Below are 16,117 nucleotides of genomic sequence, written 5' to 3' on the forward strand. Positions count from 1 at the left end.
GGCGAGGGCGAGGGCGGTCGCTGGGCGTGCGCGCTGTGCGTCCCGCCGTGTGCTGCCCCGCGCTGTGCGTCCCGCCGTGTGCTGCAGCGTTGTGCATCCCGCCGTGTGCTGCACCGCGCTGTGCGGCCCCCGTGCGGCCTGGCTGTGCGTCCCCGGGTGGACGACGGCGCGACGCCGGAACCGACCGACCGACCGGCCGCCCGACGGAGACGGCGACCTTGTCGCCGTCGTGCGGCCTCGCTGTGCGCCCCCCCTGCGCGGATCCCCCCGTCCGTCGTCGGGTGTCGCCCGGCTGACCTGCTCCTTTGACAGGACCGCGATGGGCCTCCATCATCATTCCACTAATCAAGTAGTGAAAGGGTGGAGGAGGGAGTGGAGTTTCGCATCGACAGGCGGGGCGGCGTTCCCGCCTACCAGCAGATCGTGTTGCAGACGAAGCAGGCGCTGCGGCTGGGTGTGCTGGTGCCGGGGGACCGGCTGCCGACGGCCAAGGAGGTCGCGGCGAGCTGCGCGGTCAATCCGAACACGACGCTGAAGGCGTACCGCGAGCTGGAGCGCGAGGGGCTCGTCGAGCCGCGCCCCGGTCAGGGCACCTTCGTACGCCGGTCGCTGGCCAGCCCGCAGGCGGGCGCGGACTCGCCGCTGCGCGGGGCCCTGGAGGAGTGGATGGACCAGGCGCGCGAGGCGGGCCTGGAGCGGGAGGACGTGGCGGCACTCGTCGCCTCGGTGCTGGAGGACCGGTATCCGCCGAGCGCGGTGACCGGGGGGAACCCAGAAGTCTCAAGGAGCGGGGAACACAGGTGAGCGACGCGATGACACACGCGGTGAGCGCGATAGAGGCGTACGGCGTGGGCAAGAAGTACCGGCGGGGCTGGGCCCTGCGGGACTGTTCGTTCCGGCTGCCGGCCGGCCGGATCTGCGGCCTGGTCGGCCCCAACGGAGCGGGCAAGACCACGTTCCTCGGCATCGCCGCGAACCTGCTCGACCCGACCTCGGGCTCGCTACGGGTGTTCGGGGAGGCCCCGGAGTCGGCGGAGGCCGGCCGGCGCACCGCGTTCCTGGCGCAGGAGAAGCCGCTCTTCCGGCGGTTCACCGTCGCCGACACCCTGCGTCTGGGCCGTGAGCTCAACCCCGGCTGGGACCAGAAGGCCGCCGAGGGGATCGTCCGCGCGGGCAACGTCCCCCTGGAGGCGAAGATCGGCACCCTGTCCGGCGGGCAGCGCACCCGGGTGGCCTTCGCCCTCGCCTTCGGCAAGCGGCCCGACCTGCTGCTCCTGGACGAGCCGATGTCCGACCTGGACCCGCTGGTGCGCCACGAGATGATGGGCACCCTGCTGGCCGAGGCAGCCGAGCACGGGACGACGGTGCTGATGTCCACGCACATGATCACCGAGCTGGAGAACGTCTGCGACTTCCTGGTGGTCATAGCCGAGGGCGGTCTGCGGCTCGCCGGTGACGTGGACGAACTCCTCGCCGCGCACACCCTGCTCACCGGGGTCCACGACGGTCCCGGCGTCCCCGAGTCGCTGGCCCGCCACACCGTCGTCGAGTCACGCACCAGCGGACGGCAGGTCAGGGCGCTGGTGCGCCCCGACGGGCCCCTCGGCGGCTCCTGGGAGGCCGACGCCCCGACCCTGGAGGAGCTGCTCCTCGGCTACCTGCGCTCCCCGCAGGCCCCGCCCCTGATCACCGCGACCGCCCAGGCCGGCGACCGTGCCGCCGCGAAGGCGGTGGCGGCATGAGTACGTTGACCAGTACCAGGATCCCGGCCGGTACCGAGCCGGTACGCCGCGGCCCTCGTCTCAGCGGGCTGAACTGGCTGGTCTGGCACCAGCACCGCGCCGCCTTCTGGACCCTCATCGCCCTCACCGTCCTCGCCGTCGGCTGGATGACGTACCAGCGCGGGCAGTTGACGGACCAGCTCGACTCCATCGCCGGGTGGCCCCACCCGAAGGCGGACGACTGGGACATGAAGGTCGACAGCGGTTGGCTGACCTGGACCGGAGCCGCCCTCGGCTTCGTCCCCGTCGTGGTCGGCGTCTTCCTCGGCGCGCCGCTGGTCGCCGGAGACCTGGAGAACGGCACCGCGAAACTCGTCGCCTCCCAGTCGGTGAGCCGGGTCCGCTGGCTCGCCACCAAGCTGGGGATCACCGCTCTCGTGGTCGTCCCGCTCACCGTCGTGCTGTCCCTGGTGTTCAACTGGTGGTGGCAGCCGGTCAAGGGCAGGACGACCATCCTCGACTGGACCTCCGGCACCGGATTCGACACCACCGGGCCCGTGCCGGTGGCGCTCACCCTGTTCACCCTGGTCGGCGGGGTCGCGATCGGCATGCTGCTGCGCCGGACCCTGCTGTCCATGGTCGTCACCCTCGGTTTCGCCGTTGCCGTGCAGCTGGTCTGGTCGTACATCCGGCTGGACCTCGCCGACATCGTCACGGTGACCACCAGGAACGGGGTCGGCGAGAACGACTTCCCCCGCCTGCCCGGCAGCGCCTACGCGGTAGATCAGTCCTATCTCACCGCGAACGGCGACCTCATCGGCTGGGGGAGCTGCGCCGAGGCGACGCAGAAGGCGACCGACGCCTGTCTGAAGGACAAGCAGGTCATCGGCTGGTCGGTCGACTACATCCCCTTCTCGGAGATGTCGTCCATGCAGTGGTTCGGCGCCTCCGTCCTGTTCGCCCTGACCGCCGCCACCATGGTGTTCATCCTCTTCTGGGGCCGCAGGCGTCTCCTCTGACCCCGGTGCCGCGCACGCCGTAGCCACACCACCGCCCCCGGGCGCACGTCTAGCCGACGTGCACCCGGGGGCGGCGCGCGCGGTCGGGCTCCGCCTCGCGCAGCACCTCGCGGGTCACCGGGGCCACCTCGCCCTGGCCGAAGAGGAAGAAGCGCAGGAAGTTGGTGAAGGGGCTGCCCTCGGTCCACTCGAAGTAGATGTCGGGGGTCCGGCCCGTGGTGTCGCGGACGTGCAGGAGGAGGGCCGCGAGGGCGTTGGGGATCGAGGAGGACTCCAGGGTCAGGACGCGGTAGCGGCCGTGCATGACCTCGCCGCGTACGTTCAGACCCGCCTCGAACTCGGAGGCGTCCAGGACGGTGACCTCGACGAAGACGAAGTCCTCCTGGACCGGCACGTCGTTGTCGGCGCGGATCTGCTCGATCTTCTCGCGGTACTCGGTGCGGTCGCGGTTGTCGGGCTCGTTGGCGATGAAGCGGGCCCGGCGGCTCGCGATGTCCCGGACGAACCGTTCCGCCATCGGGTCCATGGTCACGCTGGTCACGCGCAGTTCGAAGGAGCGCGCGAGGCGGGACAGCAGCGAGACGAGGATGATCCCCGCGATGAAACAGGCGCCGATCTTGACGCCGTCGGGGCGCTCGATGACGTTCACGACGGTCGTGTAGAGGAACACCGCCGAGATGACGGCGAAGCCGGCCGTCCAGTTGCGCTGGCGGGCCTTGCGCGCGGCGATGGTGACGGCGACGGCGGCGGAGCTGATGAGGACGAGGACACCGGTGGCGTACGCGCCGCCCTGGGCGTCCACGTCCGCGTCGAAGATCCAGGTGACCAGGAATGCGATCAGGATGAAGACGATCACCATGGGGCGGACGGCGCGTGCCCAGTGCGGGGCCATGCCGTAGCGGGGGAGGTAGCGGGGCATCAGGTTGAGCAGCCCCGCCATCGCGGAGGCGCCGGCGAACCAGAGGATCGCGATGGTCGAGACGTCGTAGACCGTGCCGAAGGCGTTGCCGAGGTACTCGTGCGCCAGGTAGGCGAGCGCGCGGCCGTTGGCGTCGCCGCCCGACTCGAACTCCCGCTCCGGGATCAGCAGTGTGGTGATGAAGCTGGTCGCGATCAGGAACACGCTCATGATCACGGCGGCGACGGTGAGCAGCTTCTTCGTGCCGCGGATCCGGCCGGCCGGCTTCTCCTCGGTGTCGTCGGTTCCGCCCTCCACGTGCGGCATCACGGCCACGCCGGTCTCGAAGCCGGACAGGCCGAGGGCCAGTTTCGGGAAGACCAGCAGGGCCACGCCGATCATCGCGAAGACGTTGCCGTGCTCGGCGGTCAGGGCGGTGGACCAGTCGGTGATCACATGGCCTTCCGTGATCACGTGCCAGAGTCCCGCGACGGTGACCACCACGTTGAGCGCCAGGTAGATCCCCACCAGGACGACCGCGACGCCGATCGCCTCCAGGAAGCCCTTGAGGAACACCGCGCCGAGCAGCGCGACGAGGACGAGGGTGATCAGCATCTGCTTGTCGTGCAGGGTCCCGGTCAGGTGCGGGTTCTCCACCAGGTGGGTGGCGGCGTCGGCGGCCGACAGGGTGATGGTGATCAGGAAGTCGGTGGCGGCGAAGCCGAGCAGGGTGAGGACGAACAGCTTGCCCTTCCAGAACGTCAGCAGCCGCTCCAGCATCGCGATCGACCCCTGGCCGTGCGGGCTCTCCTCGGCCACCCGACGGTAGACGGGCAGTGCGCCCGCAAGAGTGACGACGACGAGCACGACGGTGGCCACCGGGGACAGCAGTCCCGCGGCCAGCGCCGCGATGCCCGGCTGGTAGCCCAGCGTGGAGAAGTAGTCGACGCCGGTCAGGCACATCACCCGCCACCAGGGCCTGCCCTCCTGCGCGGGGACGGCCTGGGCGTGCGGTCCCTGCGGGGTCCTGGCCATGTCGGAGAGGCCCTGGAGCATCCACGTGCGCAGGCGGCCGGTGCGCGGGCGGCTCGTGGCCATCGGCGTGCTCCTGACGTGCTGCCGGGCGAGGGGCTGCGGACGTACGCCGACCACTGGGCCCGGCGTACGCAACCAGTGATCCACAGGCCGGGGGGCTCGCGCATGTCGAGCGGAACGCCGGCGCACCGCTCGTGGGGCGGGTCCGGCATCCCCGCGGGCGGCGCCGGGGGGTCTTCGGGACACCGACGTGGGCACCCTGACCGTCGCCGTCGCCGTCGCCGTCGCCGTCGCCGTCCGGTGGCCGCCGTCCGCCGTCCGGTGGCCGGGCCCGGTGGTCCGGTGGCCGCCTCTCCGCCTCTCCGCCTCTCCGCTCCCCGCCTCCCCGCCTCTCCGGCGGTCCGGCGGTCCGGCGGCCGGGCCGGCCACCGGAGGTCAGGCGTCCGCCTCTCCGACGCTCAGGGGCCGGACCGGCAGTACCCACGCTGCGTGGGCGCCGGGGCGGGACAATGGGGGTCATGGCCGCACCCCGTTCCGAGTTCGCCACTCTTCTGCACGCCTGGCGCGACCGGCTCTCCCCGGCCGACGCCGGTTTCCCCGCGACGACAGGCCGCCGCGCGCCGGGACTGCGCCGTGAGGAGCTCGCCCGGCTGGCCGGACTCTCGGTGGACTACGTGCTGCGGCTGGAGCAGGGGCGCGCCAGGAACCCGTCCGCGCAGGTGGTCGGCGCCCTCGCGCGGGCCCTCCAGCTCTCCCGCGCCGAGCGCGACCGGCTGTACCGCGGTGCCGGGCTGCTGCCGCCGCGGGACGGCAGGGTCAGCGGCCATGTGCCCGCGGGGATCCAGCGGCTCGCCGCGCGGCTGGGCGATGTTCCGGTCGGGGTGTTCAGCGCCGACTGGGCCCTGGTGTGGTGGAACGGCACGTGGAGCGCCCTGCACGGCGACCCGGCCCGGCTCCCGGCGGACGAGCGGAACCTCGCCCGCGCGCTCTTCGGCCGCGGCGCCGCCCACGCGGCGCTGCTTCCGCACCGGTCGGAGGGCGGGCAGGACGCCTTCGAGGCGTCGATCGTCGCCGATCTCAGGGACGCCGTCTCGCGCTGTCCCGGGGACGACCGGCTCGACCGTCTGGTGCGGGAGCTGCGGGCCGGATCGGAGGACTTCGCCCGGCACTGGGCCAGGCCGACCGAGGCCGGCCGGCACACCAGCGAGCTCAAGACGTTCCAGCATCCGGAGGCAGGCGAGATCACGCTCGACTGCGACGTCCTGATCGTGCCGGGCGCCGACCTGCGCATGGTCACCTACACGGCGGCGGCCGGCAGCAGCGACGCGGGAAAGCTGGACCTCCTGCGTGTCACAGGTGGCCGCACCGCCTCCGCGCGTCCCTGACGCCGGCCCCGGATTCCCGCACGGGAGAAGCCGGACGACCTCTACGGGAGAGACCGCACGACCTCTACGGGAGGGAACGTCCGACTTCTACGAGAGAGGTCAGAGGACCCCGCTGCTCGTGATCTCCACGGTGGTGCTCGGCGTGCCGCTGCGGCTGCCGTAGCCCTCGATCTTCTTGACGAGGTCGAGGCCCTCGGTGACCTCGCCGAAGACGACGTGCTTGCCGTCCAGCCAGTCCGTCACGATCGTCGTGATGAAGAACTGCGAGCCGTTGGTGTTGGGCCCCGCGTTGGCCATCGACAGCAGGCCGGGCTTGGTGTGCTTGAGCTTGAAGTTCTCGTCGGCGAACTTCTCGCCGTAGATGCTCTTGCCGCCGGTGCCGTCGCCCCGGGTGAAGTCACCGCCCTGGAGCATGAACTGGGGGATGATCCGGTGGAACTTGGAACCCGCGTAGCCGTAGCCGTTCTCGCCGGTCGCCAGCGCGCGGAAGTTCTCCACGGTCTTGGGGACCACGTCGTCGTACAGATCGAAGACGATCCGTCCGGCGGCCTCGCCGCCGATGCTGATGTCGAAGTAAACCTTTGTCGTCATACGGCCAGTCTGGCATCCCCGCCCGCGGCGGACGCGCATGGCCCTGTTCCAGCCCCGACATCCTGAACACGGCCGGTGCCGTCTCCCGGCCGATCTCCCCGTAAGGGACGCGTCAAGGCCGTGCCCCGGCCCGTATGGGACCCGTCAACGGAGGACGAAACCGGCCCAGGAGGAGCTTTTCTCTACTGGTCCGCTCAATCACGAACCTCATCTCTAGGAGCTCACGATGGCCGACGTGGCCTTCGTCGTCACCACGATCGCGGTGTTCGCGCTGGTGGCCCTCGTCGCCAAGGGGGTGACGAAGCTGTGACCGCCGAGAACATCGTCGGCCTGGTCGTGGCCGTCGCCCTGCTGGGCTATCTCGTTCTTGCCCTCGTCTTCCCCGAGAGGTTCTGAGCACTGACATGGGACCCGTCCTCGCCGGCGTGCTCCAGCTCGTCGCTCTCATAGCGGCGCTGGCACTCGCCTACCGTCCCCTCGGCGACCACATGGCCCGGGTCTACTCCTCCGACAGGCACCTGCGCGTCGAGAAGTGGATCTACAAGGGCATCGGTGCCGACCCGAACACCGAGATGCGCTGGCCCGCGTACCTGCGCGGCGTCCTCGCCTTCTCGGCCGCCGGTGTCCTCTTCCTCTACCTCCTCCAGCGCGTCCAGGGCGTCCTGCCCGGCTCGCTCGGCTTCTCCTCCATCGACCCGGACCAGGCGTTCAACACCGCCGCGTCCTTCGTGTCGAACACCAACTGGCAGTCGTACTACGGCGAGCAGGCCATGGGCCACGTCGTGCAGACCGGCGGCCTCGCGGTGCAGAACTTCGTCTCGGCCGCCGTCGGCATCGCCGTCGCGGTGGCGCTCGTACGGGGCTTCGCGCGCTCCCGTACCGGTGAACTCGGCAATTTCTGGGCCGACCTGGTGCGCGGTGTCGTACGCATCCTGGTGCCCATCGCGGTGATCTCCGCGGTCGTCCTGGTGGCGTGCGGCGCGATCCAGAACTTCGCCGGCATCCACGCGGTCGGCCAGTTCACCGGCGGCTCGCAGGAGTGGAACGGCGGCGCGGTCGCCTCCCAGGAGGCCATCAAGGAGCTGGGCACCAACGGCGGCGGCTACTTCAACGCCAACTCGGCCCACCCCTTCGAGAACCCCACCCCGTTCTCCAACCTGTTCGAGATCTTCCTCATCCTGCTGATCCCGTTCGCGCTCACCCGGACCTTCGGCAGGATGGTCGGCTCTCTCCGGCAGGGCTACGCGATCCTCGCCACGATGGTCACCATCTGGATCGGCTTCACGGCCCTCATGATGTGGACCGAGTTCGCCCACCACGGCCCGGCGTTCGACATCGCGGGCGGTGCGATGGAGGGCAAGGAGACCCGGTTCGGCGTCGGCGGCTCGTCGATCTTCGCGGTGGCGACCACGCTCACCTCGACCGGCGCGGTGAACTCCTTCCACTCCTCGTTCACCGGCCTCGGCGGCGGCATCACCATGCTGGGCATGCAGCTCGGCGAGATCGCGCCCGGTGGTACCGGATCCGGGCTCTACGGCATGCTGATCATGGCGATCATCGCGGTGTTCCTCGCCGGTCTGATGGTCGGCCGCACCCCCGAGTACCTGGGCAAGAAGATCGGCACCCGGCAGATCAAGTTCGCCGCCTGCTACATCCTCGTCACCCCGGCGCTGGTGCTCGTGTTCACCGCCGCCGCGATGGCGCTGCCCACGCCCGGCAACTCGATGACCAACAGCGGGGCGCACGGCTTCTCCGAGATCCTGTACGCCTACACCTCGGCCGCCAACAACAACGGCTCGGCCTTCGCCGGTCTGAACGCCGACACGCAGTGGTTCAACAGCACCCTGGGTCTGTGCATGCTCCTGGGCCGCTTCCTGCCGATGGTGTTCGTGCTGGCACTGGCCGGCTCGCTCGCCGAGCAGAAGCCCGTCCCAGCCACCGCGGGCACCCTGCGCACCGAGAAGCCGCTGTTCACGGGCCTCCTGGTCGGCGCGATCCTGATCATCACCGGTCTGACCTACTTCCCGGCGCTCGCGCTGGGTCCGCTCGCCGAGGGGCTGGCGTCATGAGCACCCGGACCGGGAAAACGCACATAGAGCAAATAGAAGAGGGCTCGATGTCCACAGCCACTCCGACCCGGGCGCCGCACAGCGATGTGCCGACCGGCCACAAGGACGACAGCAAGGTCGGCGCGGGTCTCTTCGACCCGAGGCAACTGCTCAGGTCGCTGCCGGACGCCTTCCGCAAGCTCGACCCGCGCGTCATGGTCAAGTCGCCCGTGATGTTCGTGGTCCTCGTCGGCTCGGTGCTGACGACGGTCTTCTCGTTCAAGGACCCCGGCGACTGGTTCGGCTGGGCGATCAGCGCCTGGCTGTGGCTGACCGTCGTCTTCGCCAACCTGGCGGAGGCGGTGGCCGAGGGCCGCGGCAAGGCGCAGGCGGACACCCTGCGCAGGGCCAGGACCGACACCGTCGCCCGGCGTCTGAACGGCTCCGTGGAGGAGCCGGTGCCCGGCACCGAGCTGCGCGTGGGCGACCTGGTCGTCTGCGAGGCGGGCGACATCATCCCCGGCGACGGTGACGTCGTCGAGGGGGTCGCGAGCGTCGACGAGTCGGCCATCACCGGTGAGTCGGCCCCCGTCATCCGCGAGTCCGGCGGCGACCGCTCGGCCGTCACCGGCGGTACGAAGGTCCTCTCCGACCGGATCGTCGTCAAGATCACGACGAAGCCCGGCGAGACCTTCATCGACCGCATGATCGCCCTGGTCGAGGGCGCCGCCCGGCAGAAGACGCCCAACGAGATCGCGCTGAACATCCTGCTCGCGTCCCTCACCATCGTCTTCCTGCTGGCGGTGGCCACCCTGCCGCCGTTCGCGGACTACGCGGGCACGCACCTCACCATGGTCGTCCTGGTCGCCCTCCTGGTCTGTCTGATCCCGACCACGATCGGCGCCCTGCTCTCCGCGATCGGCATCGCGGGCATGGACCGGCTGGTGCAGAGGAACGTACTGGCCATGTCCGGCAGGGCGGTCGAGGCCGCCGGTGACGTCTCCACCCTTCTCCTCGACAAGACCGGCACCATCACCCTCGGCAACCGCCAGGCCGCGGAGTTCGTGCCGGTGACCGGCACCGCCGACGCCGAGCTGGCCGACGCCGCCCAGCTCTCCTCGCTGGCCGACGAGACGCCCGAGGGCCGCTCCGTCGTCGTACTGGCGAAGGAGAGGTACGGGCTGCGCGAGCGGCACCAGGGCGAGCTGGCCGGCGCCGAGTGGATCGCCTTCACCGCACAGACCCGGATGTCGGGTGTGGACGTGGACGGGCGCAGGATCCGCAAGGGCGCGGCCGGTTCGGTCGTCGCCTGGGTGCGGGAGCGGGGCGGCGTGATCTCCGCCGACGCCGGCGCCCTCGCCGACCGGATCTCCGAGGCGGGCGGCACACCGCTGCTGGTGGCCGTCGAGGACACCGGGGGCGCCCGGGTGCTGGGCGTCATCCACCTCAAGGACGTCGTCAAGGAAGGCATGCGCGAGCGGTTCGAGGAACTGCGCCGCATGGGCATCAAGACCGTCATGATCACGGGCGACAACCCGCTGACGGCCAAGGCGATCGCGGACGAGGCGGGTGTCGACGACTTCCTCGCGGAGGCGACCCCCGAGGACAAGATGGCGCTCATCAAGCGCGAGCAGGCGGGCGGCAAGCTCGTCGCGATGACCGGTGACGGTACGAACGACGCCCCGGCGCTGGCGCAGGCCGACGTGGGCGTGGCCATGAACACCGGTACATCGGCCGCCAAGGAGGCCGGGAACATGGTGGACCTGGACTCCAACCCCACCAAGCTCATCGAGATCGTCGAGATCGGCAAGCAACTGCTGATCACCCGGGGCGCGTTGACGACGTTCTCCATCGCCAACGACGTGGCGAAGTACTTCGCGATCATCCCGGCGCTGTTCGCGGCGGTCTACCCGGGCCTGGACAAGCTCAACATCATGCACCTGTCCTCGCCCGACTCCGCGATCCTCTCCGCGGTCATTTTCAACGCGCTGATCATCATCGCGCTGGTCCCGCTCGCCCTGCGGGGTGTGCGGTACCGGCCGCTGAGCGCCGACAGGCTGCTGCGGCGGAACCTGGGCATCTACGGCCTCGGCGGTCTGATCGCCCCGTTCATCGGCATCAAGGTCATCGACCTGCTCATCTCCCTGATCCCCGGGCTGTAAATCCCTGAAAGCGTGCTGATCACAATGAACAACTCGGTCACCAACACAGCCCGGTTGCTCTGGGCCGGCCTGCGGGCGCTGCTGGTGCTCACCCTGGTGACGGGTGTCGTCTACCCGCTCGCCGTCACGGGGGTCGCCCAGGGCCTGTTCAACGACAGGGCCAACGGCTCGGAGGTCGAGGCGGACGGCAGGGTGGTCGGCTCCTCGCTCATCGGCCAGGCCTACAACCTGCCGCTGAAGAAGGGCCAGGAGACCCCGGAGCCCGACCTCAAGTGGTTCCAGGGCCGCCCGCAGAACGGCCTCGGCACCAACAGCGTCAACACCCGGTACAGCCTGATCCTGTCCGGCGCCACCAACCGCTCCGGCGACAACCAGGACCTCATCGACTGGGTGACCGCCGCCAAGAAGGCCGTCGTCAAGGACAACTCGGTGCCGGGCTACCCGGTCAGGGCCGCGGACGTGCCCGCCGACGCGGTGACGTCCTCCGGCTCGGGCCTGGACCCGGCGATCTCCCCGGAGTACGCCGACATCCAGGTGCACCGCGTCGCGGAGAGGAACGGTCTCCCCGTCGCCGAGGTGCGAAAGCTCGTCGAGCAGAACACCGACGGCCGCACCCTCGGCTTCATCGGCGACCCCACCGTCAACGTCCTCGAACTCAACATCGCCCTCAAGGGACTTGTGGCGGACAACTGACGGACCCGGCGCCGCTCCCCGAAAACCGGTGGAGCGGCGCCGCCGTGCGCCACTACCGTGCTGCCGGACCGAGTGAGTCGTCGCCCAGTCAAGGACGCCCGTTGTACACCCTTTGAGACCTCCCGAGCGCTGAATCGTCGCGCGGCGCACCTGTGCGCCGCGCTTCTTCCTGCTGCGGATTTCTCACTGGAACCGGTGTATTTCTGTGCTCAGAACCTGGCTGGTCGTGCCCACCTGCCTGCCGCTCGTCCGCCGCCGTTGTCACACCTGCGCGTCCGGGCGCTTCCGGGCGAACGGCAAGTTCCGTGTCAACGCCCACCACAAACTCATCGACGTCTGGCTCCTCGTCCTGTGCACCGGCTGCGGGGACACGGCGAAGCTCACGGTGCTGGAACGGATGAACGTCCGCTCCGTACGGCCCGCTCTGCTGGACCGGCTGCACGGCAACGACCGCGTCCTGGCAGCGGAGTTGCTCCAGGACCCGGTCGTGCGGCGGCGTAACCGCGTCGCCCTCGACTGGGAGGGCGCCTGGCGTCTCGACACCGGCGGACCCGATCACCAGGACAGCGAGGTGATCGACATACGGGTCCGCTTCGCGGCGCCGATACCCGTCCGGCCGGTGCGTCTGATCGCCGAGGGCTGCGGGCTCACCCGGGCCGAGGCCGAGCGGCTGGCCGCGCTGGGGAGACTCGTCTCCTCGGTCCGGCTGAACGGCAGGCTCTCCGGCGACTTCACCTTCACGCTCAAGCCCTGAACCCTTTCCGGGGCCAGGGGCCAGGGGCCTGTCAGGCGGGATCCGGTCCCGCCGGACAGGCCCTGTCAGGTCGCGGCGGCGGGGGCGGGGACCGCGGCGGGGGCGGGGACCTTCTTCCGGCCGCGGCGGAGGAAGGGGCGCTCGATGGCGTAGTAGGAGATCATGGCGGCCACGACGGTGAGGGCTGCGGTGGCCGGGAGTTGCCAGGTGTCGACGCCCAGCAGGCCCAGCAGGCGGGCTATGGGGTAGTGCCAGAGATACATGCCGTAGCTGAGGTTGCGGCCCGTCCAGGACAGGGGGGCCAGCGAGAGGACCCGGGACAGGGTTCCGCGCGGGCGTAGTTCCAGGCCCGCGACCAGGGTGGCGGAGACGACCGCGACGGCCAGGAAACCGACGGTGTACCAGACCGGCGTCCACCAGCCCGAGGTGCCGGTGATCGGCACCTGCCAGGCGACCAGGGCCAGCGCGCCCAGCGCGGGCCAGGCCAGCCGGCCCGCCCAGAGCCTGAACCGCTCAAGGCGCGGGTCACCGGCGGGCAGCCGGGCCAGCACCACGGCCACCAGGGCGCCAGCGAGCAGCTGGTCGGCGCGGGTGTCGGTGCCGTTGTAGACGCGGTGCGCCGCGTCCGGGGCCCACAGGCTGAAGCGCCACAGCACCGGCAGCACGCAGAGCACCGCCGTGGCGATCAATACCGTACGGGCGCGCAGCCGGCGCAGCAGCAGGATCATTACGGGCGGCCAGATCAGGTAGAACTGCTCCTCCACCCCCAGCGACCAGGTGTGCGCGAGCGGCCCCGTCACGTCCGAGTACACGCCGGGCTGTACGGCCCGCACGATGTTCACCACGAACGTCGCCGCGAGCCCGACCGCCAGCAGCGAGCCGTCGAAGCCCCGCAACGACGTGGTGAGCGCCAGCACCGCGACCACCGCGCACAGGGCGAACAGCGCCGGTACCAGTCGCCGCCAGCGCCGCCGGTAGAACGCGGAGAGACCGACGGTTCCGGTACGGGCGTACTCGGCGAGCAGCAGCCGGGTGATCACGAAGCCGCTGATGGTGAAGAAGACGTCGACGCCCACCGAGCCGCCCGGCAGCAGGCCGGGTCTCACGTGGTAGACGAGCACCATGGCCACGGCCAGGGTGCGCAGCCCGTCGAGGCCGTTCACCCGCCCGGCACGCTGCACCGCGGACGGGAAGCCCCGGCCCGCGGTGGGTCCGTCGCCCGCCGCGGGCTCCGTACTCGCCGGACTCGCGGTGTTCGCTGCCGCACTCGTCGTACTCGTCGTACTCGTCATGAAAAGGATCGCTCTTCACCTGCCGCCCGTCTCGGAACAACTGCGTGTGCCCTGCATTGACGTCGGGAAACCCTCAGGGAGGCCCTGGCTCCGGCAGCACCAGCCGGAACGTGCATCCCGCACCGGGCGCGGTGTCCAGCTCCAGCCGGCCCCCGTGCCCTTGGGCGATGGCCGCGGCGATGGACAGCCCGAGGCCGCTTCCTCCCTGGTTGCGGGCATGGTCGTGGGCATGGTCATGGGCGCGGGAGCGGGAGCGGTCCACGCGGTAGAAGCGCTCGAAGACGCGCTGGGCCTCTTCGGGGGTCAGGCCAGGACCGGCGTCGGTGATCTCCAGGATTCCCACGGCGGTGCCCGGGGCCAGCGGCGGGGAGGCCCCGACGCGTCCCGGCCGGTCGGCGCCGCCGGTGTCCGGGGCGACCAGGGCGGTGCCGACGCGGACGTGGACGGGGGTGCCCGGGAGAGTGTGGGTGCGGGCGTTGGACAGCAGGTTCTCGACGACCTGCCGCAACCGGTGCGGGTCACCGAGGGCCTCCACCAGCTCCAGTTCCCCTTCCTCCGCTTCCCCCGCTTCCTCCGCCGCCTCGCCCCGCTTCGGCGTCCGCAGCGGGCCCAGGTCGATCCGGCGCCCGGCGTCCCCGAGCGCGGCGGCGCTCACCGCGTCGGCGGCCAGGGACAGCAGGTCGACGGGTTCACAGCCGTACGACGGCTCCTGGTCGAGTTTGGCGAGGAGTTGCAGGTCGTCGACGAGGAGGCCCATGCGTTCGGCGTTCTGGGCGATGAGCCGGTTCGCCTCGCGGCGGCCGGCGGCGGACCGCTGTTCGTGGCGGAGCGCCAGTTCGGCGAAGCCCTGGATCGCGGTGAGCGGTGTCCGCAGCTCGTGTCCGGCGTCGGCGACGAAGCGGCGCAGCCGGGCCTCGGAGGTCTCGCGCTCACGCAGGGCGCCCTGGAGCCGTTCGAGCATGGTGTTGAGGACGCGGCCAAGACGCCCGGTCTCGGTGCCCGCGCCGGTATCGGGCAGCCGCAGGTCGAGGTCGCCGTCGGAGATGTCCTGGGCCGTGCGCTCCATGCGAGTGAGGGGGAGCAGCCCGAGGCGGACGACCCAGCGGCCCAGGAGTACGACGCCGGTGGCGGTGAGGGCGAGCAGGGCGCCGTCCACGTAGAGGATCTTGGAGGTGGCTCCGTCGATGGTCGCGAGGGGCAGCGCGACGACCGCCCTCATGTCGTTCGGGCCGTCGCGCAGCACGATCCGCCAGCGCCCGCCGCCCGAGGCGGCCGGCACCGTGGCGGGTACGCCCGTGGTCAGTCCGAGGCCGTCGAGGGTGGACGCCGGCTCGGGCCCGGTCGCCTGCTGCTGGTCGCCGAGCGAGGCGCTCAGGAGGCGGCCGTCGGCGTCGTAGAAGTAGACGCGGAAGTCGGAGGGCAGCGCACCGGGAGTGGTGAACCTGCTCGGGAACCCGTCGTCGCTCGCCGCGTCCTGGAACGCCTTCCTGGGCGTGTTGAAGTGCGCGAGCTGTTCGTCGAGGCCGTCCATCAGCCAGGACCGCAGCACGACGAAGCCGACGGCCTCGGCGGCCAGTACCGCGGTGGTGGCGACGACGGCGAGACCGAGGACGAGCCGGCCGCGCAGGGAGACGGGACGTTTCACCGCTCGGCGGCCTCGGTGGCGTCGGCGGTCTCGGTGGTCCCCGGAGCCCGGTCGCGGGGCAGCCGCAGTGAGTACCCGACGCCGCGCACGGTGTGGATCAGCGGCGGCTCGACGCAGTCGATCTTCTTGCGCAGGTACTTCACGTACGTCTCGACGATCCGCACGTCACCGGCGAAGTCGTAGCCCCACACGTGCTGCACGATCTGCGCCCTGGTCAGCACCCGGTTGGCGTTCGCCATCAGGTAGGCGAGCAGCTGGAACTCGGTGGGCGACAGCGGTACGTAACGCTCCGCGCGGTGCACCTCGTACGCCCGCTCGTCGAGCCGCAGGTCGGCGAAGAGCAGGATGCTCCCGTCGTCCCCGTCCGGCTCGCCCGGGGGCGGCTCCCCGGCGTCGGTGCGGCGCAGGATCGCCTGGATCCGCAGCAGCACCTCGTCGAGGCTGAAGGGCTTGGTGACGTAGTCGTCGCCGCCCGCGCGCAGTCCGTCGATACGGTCGGACAGGTCGGTGCGCGCGGTCAGGAACAGCACGGGCGTCTTCTTGCCGCCCGCCCGCATCGCCCGGGTCACCTCGAAGCCGTCCAGGTCCGGCAGCATCACGTCCAGCAGCACCAGGTCGGGGCCGAACCGCTCGGTCTCCAGCAGCGCGGCGCCGCCCGACTCCACGCTGCTCACCGCGTAGCCGCTGAGCCGCAGCGTGGACTCCAGCAGGGCGCGGATGCTCGGCTCGTCCTCGACGACGAGGAGCCTGTGGGGCGCAGGGGGCTCGCGATGCTCGGCCATGACGCCGACTCTGCCCCCGCTTCATGAGCGTCGGCTGGGGGAAAGCTGGGGGTCGGCTGAGAGCCGACCGTGCCTCGTGCCTCGTGCCTCGT

The 16,117-nt window shown here is 70.9% G+C and carries 14 protein-coding genes; 9 read left to right on the plus strand and 5 right to left on the minus strand.

Annotated elements, in window-relative coordinates:
* The first annotated feature begins 372 nt into the window (after window positions 1-372).
* The 3 genes from ACIP79_RS23345 to ACIP79_RS23355 are packed head-to-tail and all read left to right on the plus strand — an operon-like array spanning window position 373 to window position 2,740.
* A complete protein-coding gene (locus ACIP79_RS23345) occupies window positions 373-804 on the plus strand; it encodes a GntR family transcriptional regulator (RefSeq protein WP_401226376.1) in 432 nt (143 codons plus the stop codon).
* An 8-nt stretch (window positions 805-812) separates the two neighbouring features.
* On the plus strand, window positions 813-1,742 hold the full coding sequence (locus tag ACIP79_RS23350; protein WP_401226717.1) for an ABC transporter ATP-binding protein: 930 nt from the start codon (window positions 813-815) through the stop codon (window positions 1,740-1,742).
* Window positions 1,739-2,740 carry an ABC transporter gene (locus tag ACIP79_RS23355; protein WP_401226378.1) on the plus strand — a complete coding sequence of 334 codons (1,002 nt, stop codon included), beginning with the start codon at window positions 1,739-1,741 and terminating at the stop codon, window positions 2,738-2,740. Before ACIP79_RS23350 ends, ACIP79_RS23355 begins: the two co-directional genes overlap by 4 nt.
* A 49-nt stretch (window positions 2,741-2,789) precedes the next feature.
* Here ACIP79_RS23355 and ACIP79_RS23360 read toward each other — a convergent pair whose 3' ends face one another.
* Complete coding sequence (locus ACIP79_RS23360; protein ID WP_383684711.1) at window positions 2,790-4,736, minus strand: amino acid transporter; 1,947 nt, start codon at window positions 4,734-4,736, stop codon at window positions 2,790-2,792.
* Window positions 4,737-5,191: 455 nt separating this feature from the next.
* On the opposite strand from ACIP79_RS23360, the gene ACIP79_RS23365 reads away from it, so the two are divergent.
* Window positions 5,192-6,058, plus strand: coding sequence for a helix-turn-helix transcriptional regulator (locus ACIP79_RS23365; RefSeq protein ID WP_401226381.1), 867 nt, complete (start codon window positions 5,192-5,194; stop codon window positions 6,056-6,058).
* A gap of 99 nt (window positions 6,059-6,157) precedes the next feature.
* Here ACIP79_RS23365 and ACIP79_RS23370 read toward each other — a convergent pair whose 3' ends face one another.
* Window positions 6,158-6,649 carry a peptidylprolyl isomerase gene (locus ACIP79_RS23370; protein WP_401226384.1) on the minus strand — a complete coding sequence of 164 codons (492 nt, stop codon included), beginning with the start codon at window positions 6,647-6,649 and terminating at the stop codon, window positions 6,158-6,160.
* Window positions 6,650-6,955: 306 nt separating this feature from the next.
* Here ACIP79_RS23370 and kdpF point away from each other — a divergent pair, with 306 nt between their 5' ends.
* The 5 genes from kdpF (at window position 6,956) to ACIP79_RS23395 (ending at window position 12,306) form a co-directional block, all read left to right on the plus strand.
* Window positions 6,956-7,045, plus strand: coding sequence for a K(+)-transporting ATPase subunit F (kdpF, locus tag ACIP79_RS23375; protein WP_033264828.1), 90 nt, complete (start codon window positions 6,956-6,958; stop codon window positions 7,043-7,045).
* Window positions 7,046-7,053: 8 nt separating this feature from the next.
* Window positions 7,054-8,718, plus strand: coding sequence for a potassium-transporting ATPase subunit KdpA (kdpA, locus tag ACIP79_RS23380; RefSeq protein ID WP_383678430.1), 1,665 nt, complete (start codon window positions 7,054-7,056; stop codon window positions 8,716-8,718).
* Between the two features lie 47 nt (window positions 8,719-8,765).
* Entirely contained in the window at window positions 8,766-10,859 is a 2,094-nt protein-coding gene (kdpB, locus tag ACIP79_RS23385; protein ID WP_401226387.1) for a potassium-transporting ATPase subunit KdpB, read from the plus strand.
* A gap of 24 nt (window positions 10,860-10,883) precedes the next feature.
* The gene (locus ACIP79_RS23390; protein ID WP_401226718.1) at window positions 10,884-11,552 is read left to right on the plus strand and encodes a potassium-transporting ATPase subunit C; all 669 of its coding nucleotides are present in this window, start codon (window positions 10,884-10,886) and stop codon (window positions 11,550-11,552) included.
* 205 nt (window positions 11,553-11,757) lie between these two features.
* Entirely contained in the window at window positions 11,758-12,306 is a 549-nt protein-coding gene (locus ACIP79_RS23395) for a DUF1062 domain-containing protein (protein ID WP_401226389.1), read from the plus strand.
* Window positions 12,307-12,371: 65 nt separating this feature from the next.
* On the opposite strand, the gene ACIP79_RS23400 is transcribed toward ACIP79_RS23395, so the two are convergent.
* From ACIP79_RS23400 to ACIP79_RS23410, 3 genes are all read right to left on the minus strand, one after another.
* Window positions 12,372-13,598 carry an acyltransferase family protein gene (locus tag ACIP79_RS23400; protein ID WP_401226391.1) on the minus strand — a complete coding sequence of 409 codons (1,227 nt, stop codon included), beginning with the start codon at window positions 13,596-13,598 and terminating at the stop codon, window positions 12,372-12,374.
* A 73-nt stretch (window positions 13,599-13,671) separates the two neighbouring features.
* A complete protein-coding gene (locus ACIP79_RS23405) occupies window positions 13,672-15,243 on the minus strand; it encodes a sensor histidine kinase (RefSeq protein ID WP_401226394.1) in 1,572 nt (523 codons plus the stop codon).
* Complete coding sequence (locus tag ACIP79_RS23410) at window positions 15,240-16,025, minus strand: response regulator transcription factor (protein ID WP_401226397.1); 786 nt, start codon at window positions 16,023-16,025, stop codon at window positions 15,240-15,242. The genes ACIP79_RS23405 and ACIP79_RS23410 overlap by 4 nt, the downstream gene beginning before the upstream one ends.
* Window positions 16,026-16,117 lie beyond the last annotated feature (92 nt).

This window comes from Streptomyces sp. NPDC088747, assembly GCF_044751025.1.
Taxonomy (GTDB): domain Bacteria; phylum Actinomycetota; class Actinomycetes; order Streptomycetales; family Streptomycetaceae; genus Streptomyces.

What these genes read in the sequence shown, in the direction of transcription:
- ACIP79_RS23400 (WP_401226391.1), bottom strand. Translation starts at nt 13,598, where the DNA reads ATGACGAGTACGACGAGTACGACGAGTGCGGCAGCGAACACCGCGAGT.
- kdpA (WP_383678430.1), top strand. Translation starts at nt 7,054, where the DNA reads ATGGGACCCGTCCTCGCCGGCGTGCTCCAGCTCGTCGCTCTCATAGCG.
- ACIP79_RS23410 (WP_401226397.1), bottom strand. Translation starts at nt 16,025, where the DNA reads ATGGCCGAGCATCGCGAGCCCCCTGCGCCCCACAGGCTCCTCGTCGTC.
- kdpB (WP_401226387.1), top strand. Translation starts at nt 8,766, where the DNA reads ATGTCCACAGCCACTCCGACCCGGGCGCCGCACAGCGATGTGCCGACC.
- ACIP79_RS23350 (WP_401226717.1), top strand. Translation starts at nt 813, where the DNA reads ATGACACACGCGGTGAGCGCGATAGAGGCGTACGGCGTGGGCAAGAAG.
- ACIP79_RS23390 (WP_401226718.1), top strand. Translation starts at nt 10,884, where the DNA reads ATGAACAACTCGGTCACCAACACAGCCCGGTTGCTCTGGGCCGGCCTG.
- ACIP79_RS23355 (WP_401226378.1), top strand. Translation starts at nt 1,739, where the DNA reads ATGAGTACGTTGACCAGTACCAGGATCCCGGCCGGTACCGAGCCGGTA.
- ACIP79_RS23360 (WP_383684711.1), bottom strand. Translation starts at nt 4,736, where the DNA reads ATGGCCACGAGCCGCCCGCGCACCGGCCGCCTGCGCACGTGGATGCTC.
- ACIP79_RS23365 (WP_401226381.1), top strand. Translation starts at nt 5,192, where the DNA reads ATGGCCGCACCCCGTTCCGAGTTCGCCACTCTTCTGCACGCCTGGCGC.
- ACIP79_RS23370 (WP_401226384.1), bottom strand. Translation starts at nt 6,649, where the DNA reads ATGACGACAAAGGTTTACTTCGACATCAGCATCGGCGGCGAGGCCGCC.